Genomic DNA, 16,783 nt, shown 5'->3' with positions numbered 1-16,783 from the left:
CATGCCCCCCTTATATGATTTTTACACTTCTTAACGATTTTCCATCCACTCTGGTTTTCCGAAGCCTTGGAATTCAGCATCAATGATTTCTTCGAATCCAGCAGATTCTACTATTTCAATGATATCTTTTGAAAGCTGTGTTTCTTCTTCTCCTCCTTTAACAACAACACGGTTGCGGTATTCATCCGGCATATTTTCAAGCACAAGTGCATCCAGCAAATCCATGTCAGAAGCTAGTGCAAAGTTCCCAGGAACAGCAGCTAGATCTACTTGTTCTACAGAACGTGGGAGCTGAGCAGCTTCAATTGGCACGAACTGAAGATTTTTTACATTCTCAACGATATCATTTTCAGAAACGGTTAATGGGCTTACATTTTCATCTAGTTTAATAAGACCTTCATCTTCAAGAATCAAGAATGCTCGTGCAGCATTCGTAGGATCATTTGGAATCGCAATTTCAGCGCCATCTGCAATTTCATCCATAGAAGCAAAAACATTTGAATAAATCCCCATTGGTGCTGTTGGGACAACAATTAGATCAGAAAGTTCCATATTGTTCTCCTTTGCAAAATTCTCCATATACACTTTGTGCTGGAATAGGTTCGCTTGAATATCACCATTATCAAGAGCACGGTTTGGTACGATATAATCGCTAAATTCTACAACTTCTACTGTATAGCCTTTTTCTTCGAGACCAGGTTTAATCGCTTTTGTCACCATATCAGCATAAGGACCTGAAGTTGCCCCGATTTTTACTTCTTTCGTTTCTTCTGCTTCAGGCGCTGCTGATTCGCTTGAATCTGAAGTCGAATCATCACTTCCTCCGCATGCAGCTAAAATAGCCATTAATCCAAATACTAATACAAACAACCATTGCTTTTTCATTCTTTGTTTCCTCCTATTTCTTATCTTTTATCTACAATTTTGGAGAAAATATCTCCAGCTAATTGTATAACCTGCACAAGCAGGACTAGCACAATAATGGTAGTAAACATGATGGTATTATCGTAACGGTAATAGCCATAACGAATTGCCAGGTCGCCTACACCGCCTCCGCCAACGATTCCAGCCATTGCAGAGTAAGCAATTAAACTGATCAATGTGAGCGTCGCACCTTGAATAATGCCTGGCCTCGCTTCCGGCAGCAGCACCTCTCGAATAATCATCCAAGGTGTTGCCCCTACTGCAATGGCAGCTTCAATGACTCCCTTATCAATTTCACGAATAGATGTCTCAACCACCCTCGCAAAAAACGGGATGGCAGCGACAGAAAGCGCTACAGATGCTGCCGTTGGTCCAATGGTTGTTCCTACAAGCCAATTGGTAAACGGAATTAGCGCCACAAGTAAGATAATAAATGGCACAGATCGAACTAAGTTAACGATAAAGCCAACCACATTCTTTACAAGAATTTGTTCAAGGAACAAGCCGCGATCCGTCACGAATAATAGAATGCCAAGCGGCAGCCCAACAATAATGGATACTGTAAGAGAGATCCCTACCATGTAGAGCGTTTCAAAAAATGCTTTGTTCAGCTCCGGCAGTATGCTGACAATATGATCAAGCGGCATCTCGAATCACCTCCACTTGCTCCGTTCGTTTTTCTAAATAGCTGATGGCATCTGCAACAGCAGATGAACTGCCTTGAAGTTCCATAATAAAAATGCCAAGAGGAATATCCTGAATATACTCAATTTTACCGTGCAGGAAATTTCCTTTCACATTAAATTGCTGCAGCATATCAGAGATCACTCCCTCACCTGCCACCGCTCCCTTAAATTGGATCTTTACAATGGTGCCTGCGCAGTGCTCCACAATCGCGGCTGGAAGATCAAACTGAAGAACACTAGATATAAAATGCTTCGTCAGCTCTTCCTGAGGATGGGCAAATACTTCATATACAGGTCCTTCTTCAACAAATTTTCCATCCTGCATAACAGCCACCCGGTCGCATATCTCTTTTACAACCTCCATCTCGTGGGTAATTAGTACAATCGTGATCCCAAGTTCTTTGTTGATTTTTTTCAATAGCTTTAGAATCGACTTTGTTGTACTCGGGTCAAGCGCGGATGTAGCTTCATCACAAAGCAGTACAGACGGGTTATTAGCCAGGGCTCTCGCAATCCCAACCCGCTGCTTTTGCCCTCCGCTTAGCTGCGCTGGATAGACTTCCGCTTTATCAGCCAGTCCTACCATTTCAAGCAGCTCATGCACCCGATCATTTATTTCTTTTCTTGGATGGTTTGCTGCTTTTAAAGCAAAGGCAATATTTTCTGCAACCGTTTTAGCACTAATTAAATAAAAATGCTGAAAAATCATTCCGATCTTCAGCCTGGCAGCTCGAAGCTCTTGTTTTGACAGCGACGTCAAACCGACTCCGTCTATGTAAATCTCACCGTTGCTTGGTGTTTCTAATAAATTCAGACAACGAATGAAGGAGCTTTTACCTGCACCGGAATAACCGACGATTCCGAATACCTCCCCTTTTTCAATCGTTACATTGACGTGATCAACGCCAATGATTATTCCCTTTTTTGTCTTATATTCTTTTACAAGATTCTCTACTCGAATCATAGCGTCCCCTCTCTCACCCAAACCCTCAACATGTCCTTTTACAATCAAAAAAGCCCCTTTCATTTTGAAAGAGGCATCAAATCATCACTGGTATGAATGGTTCGACTTATCTTTCAGAATGAAATCATCCTGTAGGAAGTAGCACCTTTCCCCACTGGGCGGTTGCTGGACGTCATCGGGCCTATCCCTCGGTCACTCTCGATAAGTAAATAGTCTTAAATTTTTTTAATTTACATTTGCTTATTTTCCAATAAAATAGTCAGACTGTCAAGACTATTGATTTAAAAAAGTCAGTATATTTTATAAAGTTGATCGATTTTTAATATTTAGTATAAATATGCGATTAATTATATGATTTATGAACCGATAAAAGCAATAAGTATTAAATTGTATTTTAACATACAAAGGGTGGTAGTGGATGTCAAAGAAAAAGAAATTGAAGTTAGGTACAAAGATTAATTTAATTGTAGTCAGTATCATTGTATTTTTATCAAGCACTTTAGCTATTGCAGCCATTTGGCAGATTAATGACGGAATCAAAACATTTGCCGTTGAAAAGGCAAGAGGAGATCTTGATTTAAGCTATCGCTACATCGACAACAAATATCCTGGGGACTGGGAGATCAGAGATGGTCATTTATATAAAGGCTCGACTTTGTTAAATGAAAATTACGAGGTCGTTGATAATATTGGAAGCGACACAGGAGATACCGTAACCATTTTCCAAATGGATACTCGAATTGCAACGAATGTGATGGTTGATGGCGAACGCGCTATTGGAACAACCGTTTCGGATGAAGTAGCAGAGGTCGTTTTACAAAATGGCGAAAACTACTACGGAGAAGCAAACGTTGCAGGCAATGATTATCAAACTGCTTATATGCCGATTCAAAATGCAGCTGGTGAAACAGTTGGTATTTACTATGTAGGAGCAGCCCAAAGCATTATTGATGACACGATTGCTCAATTTTTAACCATTCTACTTATTGTACTGGCAGTAATTATTGTCCTATCAGCGGTTTTTACGATTTGGTTTACAAGAAGGCTGAAAAAGAGATTAAATGCTGTATCAACTGCTCTTAATGGCGCAGGCAATGGAGATTTCACAACGGAAATTGTTGACAATACCGGGGATGAGCTCACGGAGGTAGGAAACAGCTACAACCAAATGAGAGGCAATCTTCAAGGAATGATTCAGGAAGTGTTAAAAACATCTGAGCAAGTCGCCGCTTCTTCTGAAGAGCTGACAGCTGGTGCTGAGCAGACAAGCCTTGCGACAGAACAAATAACTGAGATTATTCAACAAGTAGCAAGCAATGCTGAAAACCAAACAGCCAGTGTTGAGCAAAGTGAAACCGCTTTAGAGGAAGTAACAATTGGGATTAATAACATTGCCGAACGTTCAACCCATATTGCTGAAAAAGGCAGTTATGCAACGGATAAAGCGAAAAAAGGCGGCGACCTCGTTGGAAGTACAGCTGCACAAATGAATACAATCCATGACTCAGTTAATGTAAGTGCAGAAGTAATGGAATTATTAGATGAACGCTCAAAAGAAATAGGAAAAATAACGAATGTGATTACAGACATTGCCAACCAAACGAATTTATTAGCTTTAAATGCCGCAATTGAGGCTGCAAGAGCTGGTGAACATGGAAAAGGCTTTGCGGTTGTTGCAGATGAAGTTCGCAAGCTTGCAGAACAGTCTCAGCTATCATCCACCCAAATTTCGGCACTAATTAATGAAATTCAGGTTGATATGTCACGTTCAAACGAAAGTATTACACAAGTCAAAGCGGAAGTACAAGAAGGTCTTGGAATTGTCCAAGATACGCAGGAAAGCTTTAAAGAAATCATCTCTGCAATGGAGGATATTGGCTACCAAATCAATGATATGGCGGCTACCGCACAACAAATGTCCGCAAGTGCAGAGGAAGTAACCGCCACTGTGTCTGGCATCACAACCTCCTCTAAAGAAAATGCCATGCACTCTCAGGGTGTCGCTGCTTCAACTGAAGAACAATTGGCCTCTATGGAGGAAATCAGCGCTTCAGCTGCAGCCTTATCCAATATGGCCGAGGATCTGCAAAATCAAATGGCTAAGTTTAAGATAAGATAAAGGGTAATAATAGTGCGTGAAAGTTCTAATCCACCAGGAATCTGTTTCCGGTGGATTTTTTCTATCAATAAACCTCTTTAGTTAACGATAAAAGAGCAACGATAGGCAAAATAGCGGTTACAGCACAAAGTATAGATGCAACAATAAACATCGCTAAATATCGATTAAACGCGGCATTATCCAATGGATTTGCCAGCTCTGCTGTAGCTAAACATGGAACGAATAAAAAAAGAATAAATCCGCATATACTTAACCCGAGCTTTTCCTCATGCGCTGGATACATTTTTGAAACAAGCAGTAAAGGTAGTATTGAAATAAGTGTTAGTACCCCAACAAATACGAGTGCTTATTGCGGTAATTGACCATTCCTTAAAAAGACCGTACTAAATAAAATAAATGCTGTGACAATAATCAGTACTACATTTTTCATGACACTTTCTCCTAGTATGGAATGACAACACCTGTTCGAACAACTCTTACGGATGCTTCCGTTGTGTAAGGCAACACTTCATCAACAGCAGCTCTGCCTCTTTTGGCTTCATTTTTTAAAAACAAGTTGAATGTCCTGCTGTAATTCTTTTCGCAGCAACAACTGCTCTGGTGTACCGTGATCAAACAGCTGGCTCATATCAAATGCAAGTATGTACTTTTCATGGGATTTCTTCTTCTTTAGCAAATCATAATATTTATTAATCGCTGCTCGGTATAGCCACGCCTGTGTGAATTCTACCTCAATCCCATCAATATACTGGAGGAATTGAATAGCCGTTTCTTGTGTAAGATCTTCAGCATCTTCTTTACTTGCACTCATCTTAATCAGGGTAAGGTGGACTGCATGTAATTTTTGCTGCAATTTCCCCCCGAATGCATCATTCATATCAATCCTCCTGCTTGTATAACGATTGAGCTTTTAAAAAGTAAACAAAAAACAAAATATTCTTAATTAATTTCACAAAAAAAGCATGCGTTTACATGAACTGAACCAGCAACCCAGATCATGGGCACCAAATTAGTAATGACAGCCGTACGTTTCATGGGAGTTCTCAAAACCCAAGCGACGATCGAACAGAAAATGACTGCTACTGGATAAAAACCAATAGATAGAACAAAAGCAATATTGGACCAGCTGAACCCATTATCAAAATTCATAAATGATAAAACAAAGATCGCCAACCAGGGAAACAGGCACAGTAAATAAAGAAATTGGGGGATGATTAAAAACGTTTTCACATTATCCTCCTTAGACTATTTTATGTTTTGATTCAGTGGTTTATGTGGGCGTACCCGTTAGTCCAGGCAGCCAGGCTGGGTTACTTTACATGGCTTTTCAAGTTGGATTTATATGCTTTATTATGTAATTAAATATGCACCAGATTTATTTTAAGAATGGAAGGCCCGACTTTCGCAGAAGAAGACTGGCTCTTTTGTTTATATTCGGGTTTAGTATATTAGAAAAATGAAGCTTAACTTTTCTTTTTCATGTCCTCAACAAAAGCTCTTACCTCTTCCTCTTTTGTTACCCCTGATATTACTAATTGAATTGCAGAGTGTGTGGAATCAATCTTTTCCCATACAATAAACGAGTAATTTTTTTGAAACTCAGTAATAAGTGAGTTCGGCATTATTGGAAAAATTTGATTCGAAAGAGAATGCGACAAGACTGAAAAATTCACGTTGCTGCACTCTTTCCTAAGAACGGCTGCCATCTTATTCGCGTGCTGGGCCAATTCAAAGAATAAATCATCCCAGAACAGCTCATAAAATTGAATGCCAAAAAATCTCCCTTTTGCAAGAAGAGCCCCTTTTCTCTCCAAATGAAAACGGAAATCTTCTTCTATCCTATTTCAACTCTACAATTCTTCATTTCATGATTCAACATTAAATCTTTACGATTCCCCTATAAACTGACCCCTAAGTTTTTTGCTAAATTGGCACTTTTAAAGATGCCAATCTTTTGCTAAGATTATCAGTGAATTTGAAAACTGATTTCAAGAGCAAGGATTTCAAGGAAATGACAACCTTGCGCTCTATTCCTTGAAGCCTATAAAGAAAAGATAAGGAAGGTTTAAAAAACTATGCAAAATACAACAAGTTATTCAAACTCACGCACTTTTGATTTAATTCTAACAGGCATGTTAATTGCACTCGTATTCGTTGCAACAATCTTTTTAAATATCAAACTACCGATTGCGGCTAATGGCGGATTGGTTCATCTTGGCACAGCCATGCTCTTTATAGTATCCATCTTATTTGGCCCTAAAAAAGGAGCACTCGCTGGCGCTATAGGTATGGGTTTATTTGACTTAGTATCTGGTTGGACATTGTGGGCACCCTTCACCATTGTGGCACGTGGCTTGCAAGGATATTTAGTCGGAAAAATTGCTTGGTCGTTCGGCCGCAAAGGAAACAGTATTGCATTCAATCTACTCGCTACCATCCTTTCGATTCCCGTCATGTTAGGTGTTTATTACATTTGTGAACGAGTTCTATACGGCAGTTGGGTTATACCACTGGCTTCCATTCCGGGAAACATCGTTCAAAATGTTGTGGGGATCATTATAGCCATTCCAGTTTGTGTTTTGCTGAAAAAAGTTCATATTTTTAAATAGCTTTTTAAAACCATTATTTTATATGGCATGAAAAAGGGAGAATGCTTTGAATATTAAGCATTCTCCTTCTTTTGTTCTTCTTTAAACTTTAGATTTAAATGACCTAATTTACTTGTAATACGGTTCTCCACAGTCCTGTGTGCTCATGATGACGGATTTTGATATGAACTATTTTGAACTAGACGATATCCTCTTTTGGTTTAAAGTCTTTAAGACATTCTTCAAAAGAGATTCGTATTTGATACAAAAAGATATCCACTCTGCTCCAAAGAAATATCGATCTATTACAACCAAAAGGAGTTTTCAAAGCACTAATTATCAAAGGGCTATAATTTCAGCACAGCGAAAGTAAGGATGTATTATGATCGAGGGACAATACTGTAGGAAGATCGATTAACTAGCAACAATCCCTACTGCTTAAAAAAGTTGAAAGCTGCACACCCTCAAAAGCTACAACAATATATGGTTATCATTAAGTTCTTAAATGTCTTCGTTGTCTACAACCTTATTAATTTCTTAAGGTTATTTAGATAACCTCTCTTCAACAATCTAAAATCTCTCAGGATTTAATTTACATTCTTTTTTTCTCTTAATCCACTTTTGCTATATTTTTTAAATAAAACCCTGATTTTTTTTACGCTAAGAAGAAAATCAGGGTCTCCTATGTAAAATGGAATAAATTGTTATTTCTGAAGATTTATTTCCGTCAGAACATCTTATTAAAAATCATATTGAGCTTCTTTTTCTTCCCGAAGCTTTCTATATGTTTCTGTTAACAAAACGGTATCTTCAACCAAACGTTCGATTCTAAAGAAGACATCGTCATTTACGATTTCTTTATTATGAAAATCCTTCTCTTCAATAAATACAAACGATTGAACAAGTTGGGCTTTCATGTAAGAAAGAATTGGCTTAAGCTGTTGCTCAGCTACTAGATAATGCTTGGCAGAACCAGCCGTTACAAAAATGCTTACCACCTTGTCGCGAAATGCGTTAACGGGCAGCAAGTCAAAAACATTTTTTAAGGGAGCTGGAATAGATGCCTGAAAAACAGGTGTTCCAATGACAATGGCATCAGCTTCCATGATTGTTTTTGTTACATATCCGGTATCGCCTTCATACTCCAAATAATTGCGTCCATCACTGAACTGAAGGGTATATTCTGCCAGATCAATAAGCGTGAATGCTGCGTCAGGATATTTTTCTGTCATCTCTTTGGATAGCTGGTTCATTGCTGTTCTTGTTTTCGAACCTACGAGGGAGCCGGATATTCCAACGATTTTCATGAGGATTGCCTCCTATTTTTTTGCTGTATATTTCCTTATGGCCGGTAAAATTTCAGTACCAATAATGTCAATATTTTTTGCTAAGCGTTCAAATGGCATCCCGCCAAAATCCATTTGTGCGAGATAACGCTGATGTCCGAACAGCTCGTGCTGATACAGTATTTTTTCAATAATTTCCTGCGGGCTGCCGACATTGATCACATTCCGTTTATCTGCAGCCTGAGCGAATGCCTGTTTTGGGAAGCCTTGTCCATTTGTCAGCTTCATTCCTTCATTGATATAAGGATACATTTCTCTCATTGCTTCTTGTGATGTTTCTGCTGCAAAGAAAAATCCTGTTGTTCCAACCGGCAGCTCGGCCGGATCAAAGCCGCTCCTCTTAGCAGTCTCACGATAGGCGTCAATGTTATGTTTAAAGAGGCTTGCTGGCCCTCCTAATGCAGCGAGCATCATTGGAACGCCTGCATATCCAGCCTTCATCGCACTGGCAGATGTACCGCCAACTGCTCGCCAAATTGGAAGTGATCCGTTTTTAGGCCTCGGTAGAACCTTAGCATCCTCTAACGGTGCACGGAAATTTCCGCTCCAATTCACTACTTCTTCTTCATTAAGCTTAAGCAATAAATCAAATTTTTCCTCAAACAGCGCTTCATAATCACGAAGGTCATAGCCTAATAGACGATACAGTCCAACACGAGATGCACGGCCGGCAACAATCTCCGCACGGCCATTTGAAATCAAGTCAATGGTAGCAAAATTCTCATACACACGTACGGGATCTGAGGTACTGATAATGGTAGAGGAACTTCCGATTTTAATTTTTTTAGTTGCTTGAGCAATAGCGCCCAATACGACTGCATGAGCTTGAGTGGCAAAGTAATCCTGATGGCTTTCACCAACACTAAAATAATCAATGCCTGCCTCATCAGCCAGCTTAGCTAACTCAATAATTTCATGTATCCTTTGTGTAGCTGAAATTCGCTTACCAGTGTTCGGATCTGGGATATGATCCCCTAACGTATAAAGTCCAAATTCCAAACCCTTATTTGGATCGATTCGATATTGTTCCATCTCTTTCCACCATCCTTTATTAAGATTCTTAAACGTGTTTGTTGATTTCCACTCCAGGCGCTCGCTTTCCGTCGGGACGGGCGGTGAGCCTCGCAGGTCGCAAACGCACCTGTGGATCTCACCTCTCCCGCTTCAGCCCGGAGGAGTCTCTAGCCTTCCGTTCCGCGCAAAAATTAGCAATGCACTATAAACTAAAAACAGAATAAGGTGCCCCAAAAGGCACCTTATTCAAAAATCAATTATTTTTGTACACCCTCAAACTTTTCTGATACAGCATCCCAATTGACGATGTTGAAGAAGCTGGCAATATAGTCAGGTCTTCTGTTTTGGTAATTCAAATAGTATGCATGCTCCCAAACGTCAAGACCAAGGATAGCTGTCTTTCCTTCCATAACCGGGTTGTCCTGGTTTGGTGTGCTTGTAATTTCAAGTTTGCCGTTTTCGCGAGCAACAAGCCATGCCCAGCCAGAGCCAAAACGTGTTGCAGCAGCATTAGAGAATTCATTTTTAAAGTTGTCAAAGCTGCCGAATGCTTCTTTAATTGCTGCTTCAAGGCTGCCTGAAGGACCGTTATTTTCTTTAGCAGGAGCAATGACTTCCCAGAACAGGCTGTGGTTCAAGTGACCGCCGCCATTATTTCTTACAGCATTTCTAATTGCCTCCGGAACTGCATCAAGGTTCGCAAGCAATTCTTCAAGAGATTTCTCCTGAAGTTCAGGCTTACCCTCCAAAGCAGCATTCAGGTTGTTAACATATGTTTGATGGTGTCTACCGTGGTGGATCTCCATTGTTGCTTGATCAATATGAGGCTCCAATGCGTTAAAATCATAATTTAAAGCTGGAAGTGAATAAGTAGTCATTATGTAATCCTCCTAAGATTTATATTTTTATACCAAATGGTATAATTAATCATAATTAAATAATATAGAATAAAGTTCTCTAAATCAATCTATTTGTCTTTAATATTAAGATTTTATACTTTATGGTATAACTAATAGATGAATTAATTTTCCCCACCATTGGAGGCAGTAATATGAATAATCTTTCAAAGAGTACGAAAGAGAAAATTCTTGATTTGCTCAAAAAAGAGGAGCACCTGACCGTCAATGATTTGACTAATCGACTCGAAATTACACATATGGCTGTAAGAAAGCACCTCATCAAGCTTGAAAAGGATGGTGTGATTGCAACAAAGGCAATCAAACAGCCGGTCGGAAGGCCTCTCCAAATGTATATGCTGTCCAAAAAGGCTCAAGATTATTTCCCAAAAAACTATGAAGGAATTTCGGTTGACATCCTTCATGACATAAAAGAAATTCACGGTGAAGAGTCTGTCGAGCTTTTATTCAAAAAAAGAGAAGACCGCCTCACCCAAGAATACAGAGGCAGGCTTGACGAAAAAACATCTCCGCGCGAGAAGCTAAACGAACTGGCTGCCATTCAAAACGATAAAGGTTATATGGCGGAACTGACTGAGGTTGATGAAAACACCTTTGAATTGACTGAATATAACTGCCCGATCTTCTCTGTTGCAAAGGATTTCAAGGTTGCTTGCCGCTGTGAGACCGAGCTTTTTAAAAACATCCTCGGGACGGAACAAATCAATCGAACGTGCTGCCAGACAGACGGTGATAATTATTGCAAGTTTCTATTTAAAGTTAACTGAGGAGTATACCAAGTATGCTTCTCTTTTTTACTGTTAGACTCTGGTAAACTTGCCTGTTGATTTCCGATTCAGGCGTTCGCTTTCCGCGGGAGCAGTGAGCCTCTCAGGTCGCAGACGCACCTGCTTGAGTCTCGCCTGTCCCATCTGATGCCAACACCAAACCCGCCTTCTCCTCTTGTAGGATCATTTTTTAAAATAGTGAATCAGCTATTCCCCATAAAAATCTCCTCTTTTCAGGAAGTGAACTGCACTGTTTTTTAAAATAATTGCTTTGTTAAACGTGTCAGTTGATTTCCTCTCCAATCAAAGATGTAAAAAAATCCACAATGGACATCTACATAGCTAAAATAACAACCCATCCTTCATTTATGCATAAACAGCTAATTCTGCTTCAATATGCGGTTTAATCAGTTCCAGGCATTGCTCAGCAGTTTTTGCAAAGATCTGCTTGCCGTTTACCATTACATTAGGCCTTTTTCCACACATTCCGTAGAAGGAAAGGCAGCTGTTTTCAATTACCGCAACTCCCGGGTATTCTCTTTCCAATATTTCTTCCAGCGGAATGGCTGTAATTAGACTGCCGTCACAAATTCCAACCACAATAATTCCCATTGCACTTCCTATCCTTCTTATAAGTATGGTAGTTTCCTATACTATAAGGTATAAAAAATAAACACAGCTTTCTAGTCAATTGAAGCCGTAAGCCTCAGCTTCTTTCCTTCCAGCTTGATCAGGTGTTCAAGAATATCATCATCTTCAATGAAAAAGGCATTCACATACTTAGTTCCTCTGTGAAATTCCTGTGTCCCCTCAAAGTAAAACACCTCAGCCGTTCCCTTGAATGCTTTTGAAAGCACGGAACCACAGTCGATATGCAAAGTGATTGTCTTTCCATTAAAATCGCTAAACATCTTTGAGAGGGGCCTGCCATCAATCGTTAAAATCTCTGACCCTATATGATTCTTGACAGTGATTAACCCATCTATTTCTGTCATAACCGCCTCCCTCTATTGCAAAACTTTTATTAAATCACATTAAATAGTATAAGGTAAAAACATAATATCAGCGGGATTCAAATTCTATATAAAAAAACTTGTATCATCAGCCCTTTGCTTTCGGCTAATGTCACAAGTCCTTTTTATGCTTTAGAATTCAATTTGCTCTGGCGGATAAGCTGATTAATGACCTCCGAAAGAATAATTCCCATTGCGATCGCTCCTGAAATCATAAAGGCTTTTGCTGCCAAATTAATCGCCATATTGTAATCATTGGTCACAAAATTTCTCATCGCGTTATACGCAATTCCCCCTGGAACGAGCGGAATGATCCCAGCAACTGTAAAAATGATCACCGGCGTTTTATAAAGCTTGGCATACACTTGGCTTATAACCGCAATGATAAAGGCAGCTGAAACCGTCGCAACCACTTCATCAACTCCGTAAAAGGCGAGCATAAAATAAACGATCCATCCGATCATTCCGACCAATCCACATTTTATCAGCGATTCCTTTGGGGCGTTAAAAATGATCCCGAAGGCTGCCGCTGCGATAAAGCTTGTGACGAGCTGGGCTGCGATTGTTATAGCCATCTCGATCTCTCCTTTCCATTACAAAAACGTCAACACAACCGCAATTCCTGAACCAATCGCAAACGCAGTTAGAAAAGCCTCTGCTCCTTTGGCCAAACCAGATAGAAGATGTCCTGCCATTAAATCCCGTACAGCATTCGTAATAAGAAGTCCAGGTACAAGGGGCATCACTGAGCCGATGATAATCCTGTCAAGATGCATGCCAAGACCTGTATGCACAAATAAAAAAGAAAGAATTCCAACAATCAATGCAGCGATAAACTCTGAAAAGAATTTAATCGGGATTAACCGTTCAAAATAGACCACACTCATAAAACCAAGTCCGCCAGCAACCATCGCAGAAATAAAGTCGATCCAGCTCCCCTGAAACATGATTAAAAAACAACCGCTCGCAATAGAAGCAGCCGCGATTCTTAATTTCAGAGGAAATGTAACATCAGAAGTATGAATTTCCTTTAACTCACGATAAGCTTGCGATACTGTCAGTTCACCGTTTGTAATTCTTCTCGATGTGCTGTTGACCATCGCGACTTTCTTTAAGTCGGTCGTTCGAACCGATATTCGAATAAGCTTCGTTTTCGTCGGCTCCTCCGTTTCAATTGAAAACATGATTCCCGTAGGCGTTACATAGCTGTGTGATTCTTTTATTCCATAAGCTGCCGCCATGCGCATCATTGTGTCTTCTACGCGATAGGTTTCCGCTCCGCTCTCCAGCATAATTTTCCCCGCCAGCAGACTTACATCCATAATGTCGTACTGTTCTTCCAAAAATTGTTCCATAGCACCTCTCCGTACATACCGTTCTATCCGCTCACTATACTAGGCAGACGAATAATTTCTACTAGTGTATCATGATTTTCTTCCCAGTTCACGATATGAAATAACGGGTTTCCAATAAACACTTTTAAGTACTTTGTTAAAGCTGTCTGTTGATTTCTACTACAGACGCTCGCTTTCCGCTCCAATCAACGCTGTGCAGTAATTAACGATGTACTTTAACATACCTTTATTTAAAAAATCTGCGGACGGTCTAGCAGCCTCCTCTGCGCCAATGCGGAAGCTGCTGAAAAAGCCGCTCACTTTCAAACTCATAAAATCAATTCCCAAAATAACATTGATTTTACGATTGATTGCGGGACATAACCACCACAATTTTATGAAAAAAGAGAGTTAAAGCGGGGACTGATTTTTCGTCATTTTTGAAAACTTTACTTTCTCAGTGGCCTCACTTTGCGCTGTCTCACTTCTCTAAGCAAGAGTCTCACACATCCGCTACAATTAACATAATGCCAACAATAAAAAGGAACCGATTGGACAGGAACATCCTGTTGAACCGATTCCTTTATCACACATTTCATTTATTATGGATTAATGGCTACAAGCACTCTTCCTCTAATTTTGCTGCCTATAATGTCAGCCATTGCAGCAGGCACCTCTTCTAAAGGAATTTCACGATCCACCATTTCCTCTAAATTATCGAGCTTTAAATCATCTGCCAAGCGTGCCCAAATGGTTTTTCTAAGCTCCATTGGGCATTCAACTGAGTCAATACCTAGAAGGCTTACTCCGCGCAAAATAAACGGGAACACACTTGTCGGAACATCTCCTCCGCCTGTCAGGCCACTTACAGCGACTGCCCCTCTGTATTTTATTTTACTTAAAACGGAAGCCAGGCTTTTTCCGCCTACAGGATCTACTGCCGCCTGCCATTGTGTTTTGGTCATAGGCTTTAACGTTCCATCAAAAACCGCTTCTCGAGAAATAACGGAATTTGCACCAAGCTTTTTCAAATACTCATGCTCTGATTCTTTTCCTGTGCTTGCTGTTACATGGTAGCCTCTTTTATGCAGCATGGAAACTGCTACACTTCCAACACCGCCCGTAGCCCCAGTAACAAGCACATCTCCTCCATCAGGTGTTATCCCATTTTCCTCTAACCGATGAATGGATAATGCAGCCGTAAATCCTGCGGTACCGATAATCATTGCTTCTTTTAAACTTAAATTCTCAGGTAAAGGTACGATCCAGTCAGCTGGTATACTTGCATATTCACAATAGCCTCCAAAATGTGAAACACCGATCCCATAGCTTGTCGCAATTACCTTGTCCCCTTCTTTAAACCGATCATCTGTTGAAGAAACAACGAGGCCCGACAAATCAATTCCCGGCACAAAAGGATATGACTGAACGATTTTTCCGTTTGGCAATCCAGCGAGTCCATCCTTATAATTAACGCTGGAATAAGACACCTTAATCAGCACATCGCCTTCAGGAAGCTGATGCTTCGTTAATGATTTGACAGCTACCGAGAAATCATCTTCCCTTTTATCCACTACAACGGCTTTAAATGATGAATCCATCCTCTATGCAACCCCTTCCAATCATTTACTCCACCATATCCTATAACCGGTCCATCGGTCAAAGCATAGGTGCAAAATGCTATTTTATTTTGATACGTAACGATTGCCCGTAACCCAAAATCGCCATGGGTAATCACGTGCTTCACCTGTGTTGTCAATTCCAATCCGAGGTCCACTTGAGATGTTATGCGGTTCGTAGCGTACCCCTTCACAAATCATGAGCGGCGGTTTTGTAAAGACTCCTCCATAGTCAGCTGGCGTGATTCCCATCGCTTTTGTCAGCTTTCCTGGTCCACTTGTCCATTCCTTTTGCGGGCGTCCTACTCTTCGTCGTTTCATCAAGTCAAGTCCTTCATAAGGCTCCACAGAACGAATTAAGACAGCTTCTGGCTGACCAATCCCGCCACAAACAACATTTACAAGTGTATGAGTGTGCATGGTATATGTATAGATTGATCCGGCTTCATGAAACATAATCTCGGTTCGTTTTGTTCTTCTATTTCCATAGCTGTGAGCAGCCCGGTCCCTTGGTCCCATATAGGCCTCTGTTTCAACGATATACCCGGAAGCGATTCCTTCGTCTGTTTCCTTTACTAATAAACAGCCTAATAATTGTTTTGCCAATTCGAGTGTAGGCTGCATGTAAAAGCTTCGATCCAGTGGTTGATAATCCGTCATAGACTGCCTCCCCCCCTGTAAGCGAGTTGATCCTACTGCATTTGAATAATCTAACTGCTTGTACCGTGGTATCCTACTCTTACTCATTGATGATCAATGCGGCCTGTTTCGCTGCGGTTATACAGGTCACAGTATCCCCTATAAATATCGATCTAATAAATACATTTTTTATTTTCTCAACCCCCTAACGATAAGGAGATTAACGCTATACATATTATACTGTGTCTTCAACTCTTGAAAAATAGTTGAAGGTTATGTCCATATTTTGCAATTAAAAAAACTCCTGACACTAATGTGTCAGGAGTCTGATCGTAAAATTATAATTTTACAACGTTAGCAGCTTGGTCGCCACGGTTGCCTTGAGTGATGTCAAAGCTTACTTTTTGACCTTCTTCAAGAGATTTGAAGCCGTCGCCAGTGATAGCTGAGAAGTGTACGAATACGTCTTCGCCGCCTTCTACTTCGATGAAGCCAAATCCTTTTTCTGCATTAAACCATTTTACTGTACCTTGATTCATGATAAAACCTCCAAGAAATTGTTGAATTTTACTTAATAACGGTGTAAAAACAAAAAATTCACATGCTAGCAGGGATTATATCAGCTGAAATATAATCTCTGCTAACATGTGAATTATGTGATTGATACTTATTAAGCATTACCTAATACTAGCACGGAATTATAAAAATAGCAATACATGCCTTTTTATTTCTGCAGGATTTAAATCGCTTTCAAAAAGTCCATAATCGTATTATACAGAAAAAAAGTCCAGCGAATTCGCTGGACTTTTAATAAAAAACGTTAATATGAAGACGGTTTTGAAGCATTACTGCT

General features: G+C 40.1%; 21 protein-coding genes and 1 riboswitch. Of the genes, 3 read left to right on the top strand and 18 right to left on the bottom strand.

What is annotated here, in order from left to right; all coding sequences use genetic code 11:
• Positions 1-30: 30 nt before the first annotated feature.
• The 3 genes from KP78_RS04710 to KP78_RS04700 are packed head-to-tail and all read right to left on the bottom strand — an operon-like array spanning position 31 to position 2,574.
• Positions 31-885, bottom strand: a complete 855-nt coding sequence (locus tag KP78_RS04710) for a MetQ/NlpA family ABC transporter substrate-binding protein (protein ID WP_041086745.1) — start codon at positions 883-885, stop codon at positions 31-33.
• Positions 886-905: 20 nt separating this feature from the next.
• Positions 906-1,571: a methionine ABC transporter permease gene (locus KP78_RS04705; protein WP_041086742.1), complete on the bottom strand. Its 666-nt coding sequence runs from the start codon at positions 1,569-1,571 to the stop codon at positions 906-908.
• A complete protein-coding gene (locus KP78_RS04700; RefSeq protein WP_041087498.1) occupies positions 1,561-2,574 on the bottom strand; it encodes a methionine ABC transporter ATP-binding protein in 1,014 nt (337 codons plus the stop codon). Before KP78_RS04700 ends, KP78_RS04705 begins: the two co-directional genes overlap by 11 nt.
• A gap of 103 nt (positions 2,575-2,677) precedes the next feature.
• A riboswitch (SAM riboswitch) is annotated at positions 2,678-2,782 on the bottom strand.
• 210 nt (positions 2,783-2,992) lie between these two features.
• Here KP78_RS04700 and KP78_RS04695 point away from each other — a divergent pair.
• The gene (locus tag KP78_RS04695; RefSeq protein WP_041086739.1) at positions 2,993-4,693 is read left to right on the top strand and encodes a methyl-accepting chemotaxis protein; all 1,701 of its coding nucleotides are present in this window, start codon (positions 2,993-2,995) and stop codon (positions 4,691-4,693) included.
• A gap of 64 nt (positions 4,694-4,757) precedes the next feature.
• On the opposite strand, the gene KP78_RS04690 is transcribed toward KP78_RS04695, so the two are convergent.
• From KP78_RS04690 to KP78_RS20545, 4 genes are all read right to left on the bottom strand, one after another.
• Positions 4,758-4,976, bottom strand: a complete 219-nt coding sequence (locus KP78_RS04690) for a hypothetical protein (protein WP_041086738.1) — start codon at positions 4,974-4,976, stop codon at positions 4,758-4,760.
• A 255-nt stretch (positions 4,977-5,231) separates the two neighbouring features.
• Positions 5,232-5,570 (bottom strand): RNA polymerase sigma factor, encoded by a 339-nt coding sequence (locus KP78_RS04685; RefSeq protein WP_052474578.1) that lies wholly within the window; start codon positions 5,568-5,570, stop codon positions 5,232-5,234.
• A gap of 62 nt (positions 5,571-5,632) precedes the next feature.
• Positions 5,633-5,923, bottom strand: coding sequence for a hypothetical protein (locus KP78_RS04680; RefSeq protein ID WP_041086736.1), 291 nt, complete (start codon positions 5,921-5,923; stop codon positions 5,633-5,635).
• Between the two features lie 233 nt (positions 5,924-6,156).
• The gene (locus KP78_RS20545) at positions 6,157-6,507 is read right to left on the bottom strand and encodes a hypothetical protein (RefSeq protein ID WP_235420835.1); all 351 of its coding nucleotides are present in this window, start codon (positions 6,505-6,507) and stop codon (positions 6,157-6,159) included.
• Positions 6,508-6,768: 261 nt separating this feature from the next.
• Here KP78_RS20545 and KP78_RS04670 point away from each other — a divergent pair, with 261 nt between their 5' ends.
• Complete coding sequence (locus KP78_RS04670) at positions 6,769-7,302, top strand: ECF transporter S component (protein WP_041086734.1); 534 nt, start codon at positions 6,769-6,771, stop codon at positions 7,300-7,302.
• Between the two features lie 719 nt (positions 7,303-8,021).
• Here the strand turns inward: KP78_RS04670 and KP78_RS04665 are convergent.
• The 3 genes from KP78_RS04665 to KP78_RS04655 form a co-directional block, all read right to left on the bottom strand.
• Complete coding sequence (locus KP78_RS04665; RefSeq protein WP_041086732.1) at positions 8,022-8,588, bottom strand: NADPH-dependent FMN reductase; 567 nt, start codon at positions 8,586-8,588, stop codon at positions 8,022-8,024.
• A 12-nt stretch (positions 8,589-8,600) separates the two neighbouring features.
• Entirely contained in the window at positions 8,601-9,659 is a 1,059-nt protein-coding gene (locus KP78_RS04660) for an LLM class flavin-dependent oxidoreductase (RefSeq protein ID WP_041086731.1), read from the bottom strand.
• Between the two features lie 239 nt (positions 9,660-9,898).
• Entirely contained in the window at positions 9,899-10,519 is a 621-nt protein-coding gene (locus KP78_RS04655; protein ID WP_041086729.1) for a superoxide dismutase, read from the bottom strand.
• A 173-nt stretch (positions 10,520-10,692) separates the two neighbouring features.
• On the opposite strand from KP78_RS04655, the gene KP78_RS04650 reads away from it, so the two are divergent.
• Complete coding sequence (locus KP78_RS04650) at positions 10,693-11,325, top strand: helix-turn-helix transcriptional regulator (RefSeq protein WP_041086728.1); 633 nt, start codon at positions 10,693-10,695, stop codon at positions 11,323-11,325.
• A gap of 366 nt (positions 11,326-11,691) precedes the next feature.
• Here the strand turns inward: KP78_RS04650 and KP78_RS04645 are convergent, their stop codons facing one another.
• From KP78_RS04645 to KP78_RS04615, 8 genes are all read right to left on the bottom strand, one after another.
• Positions 11,692-11,937, bottom strand: coding sequence for a YuzB family protein (locus KP78_RS04645; protein ID WP_041086726.1), 246 nt, complete (start codon positions 11,935-11,937; stop codon positions 11,692-11,694).
• Positions 11,938-12,008: 71 nt separating this feature from the next.
• Positions 12,009-12,320 (bottom strand): hypothetical protein, encoded by a 312-nt coding sequence (locus tag KP78_RS04640; RefSeq protein WP_041086724.1) that lies wholly within the window; start codon positions 12,318-12,320, stop codon positions 12,009-12,011.
• Positions 12,321-12,463: 143 nt separating this feature from the next.
• Positions 12,464-12,913: a threonine/serine exporter family protein gene (locus KP78_RS04635; protein ID WP_041086722.1), complete on the bottom strand. Its 450-nt coding sequence runs from the start codon at positions 12,911-12,913 to the stop codon at positions 12,464-12,466.
• A gap of 18 nt (positions 12,914-12,931) precedes the next feature.
• Positions 12,932-13,693, bottom strand: a complete 762-nt coding sequence (locus KP78_RS04630) for a threonine/serine exporter family protein (RefSeq protein ID WP_041086720.1) — start codon at positions 13,691-13,693, stop codon at positions 12,932-12,934.
• A gap of 159 nt (positions 13,694-13,852) precedes the next feature.
• On the bottom strand, positions 13,853-14,065 hold the full coding sequence (locus tag KP78_RS20540; protein WP_235420834.1) for a hypothetical protein: 213 nt from the start codon (positions 14,063-14,065) through the stop codon (positions 13,853-13,855).
• A gap of 209 nt (positions 14,066-14,274) precedes the next feature.
• The gene (locus tag KP78_RS04625) at positions 14,275-15,273 is read right to left on the bottom strand and encodes an NADPH:quinone oxidoreductase family protein (RefSeq protein WP_041086718.1); all 999 of its coding nucleotides are present in this window, start codon (positions 15,271-15,273) and stop codon (positions 14,275-14,277) included.
• An 84-nt stretch (positions 15,274-15,357) separates the two neighbouring features.
• Positions 15,358-15,951 carry a DNA-3-methyladenine glycosylase gene (locus KP78_RS04620; RefSeq protein WP_041086717.1) on the bottom strand — a complete coding sequence of 198 codons (594 nt, stop codon included), beginning with the start codon at positions 15,949-15,951 and terminating at the stop codon, positions 15,358-15,360.
• Positions 15,952-16,268: 317 nt separating this feature from the next.
• Positions 16,269-16,469, bottom strand: coding sequence for a cold-shock protein (locus KP78_RS04615; RefSeq protein ID WP_041086715.1), 201 nt, complete (start codon positions 16,467-16,469; stop codon positions 16,269-16,271).
• Positions 16,470-16,783 lie beyond the last annotated feature (314 nt).

The organism is Jeotgalibacillus soli (assembly GCF_000829435.1).
Lineage (GTDB): Bacteria > Bacillota > Bacilli > Bacillales > Jeotgalibacillaceae > Jeotgalibacillus > Jeotgalibacillus soli.
The sequence above is the reverse complement of the archived record's forward strand: the minus strand, read 5'-3'. Positions and strand labels throughout refer to the sequence as shown.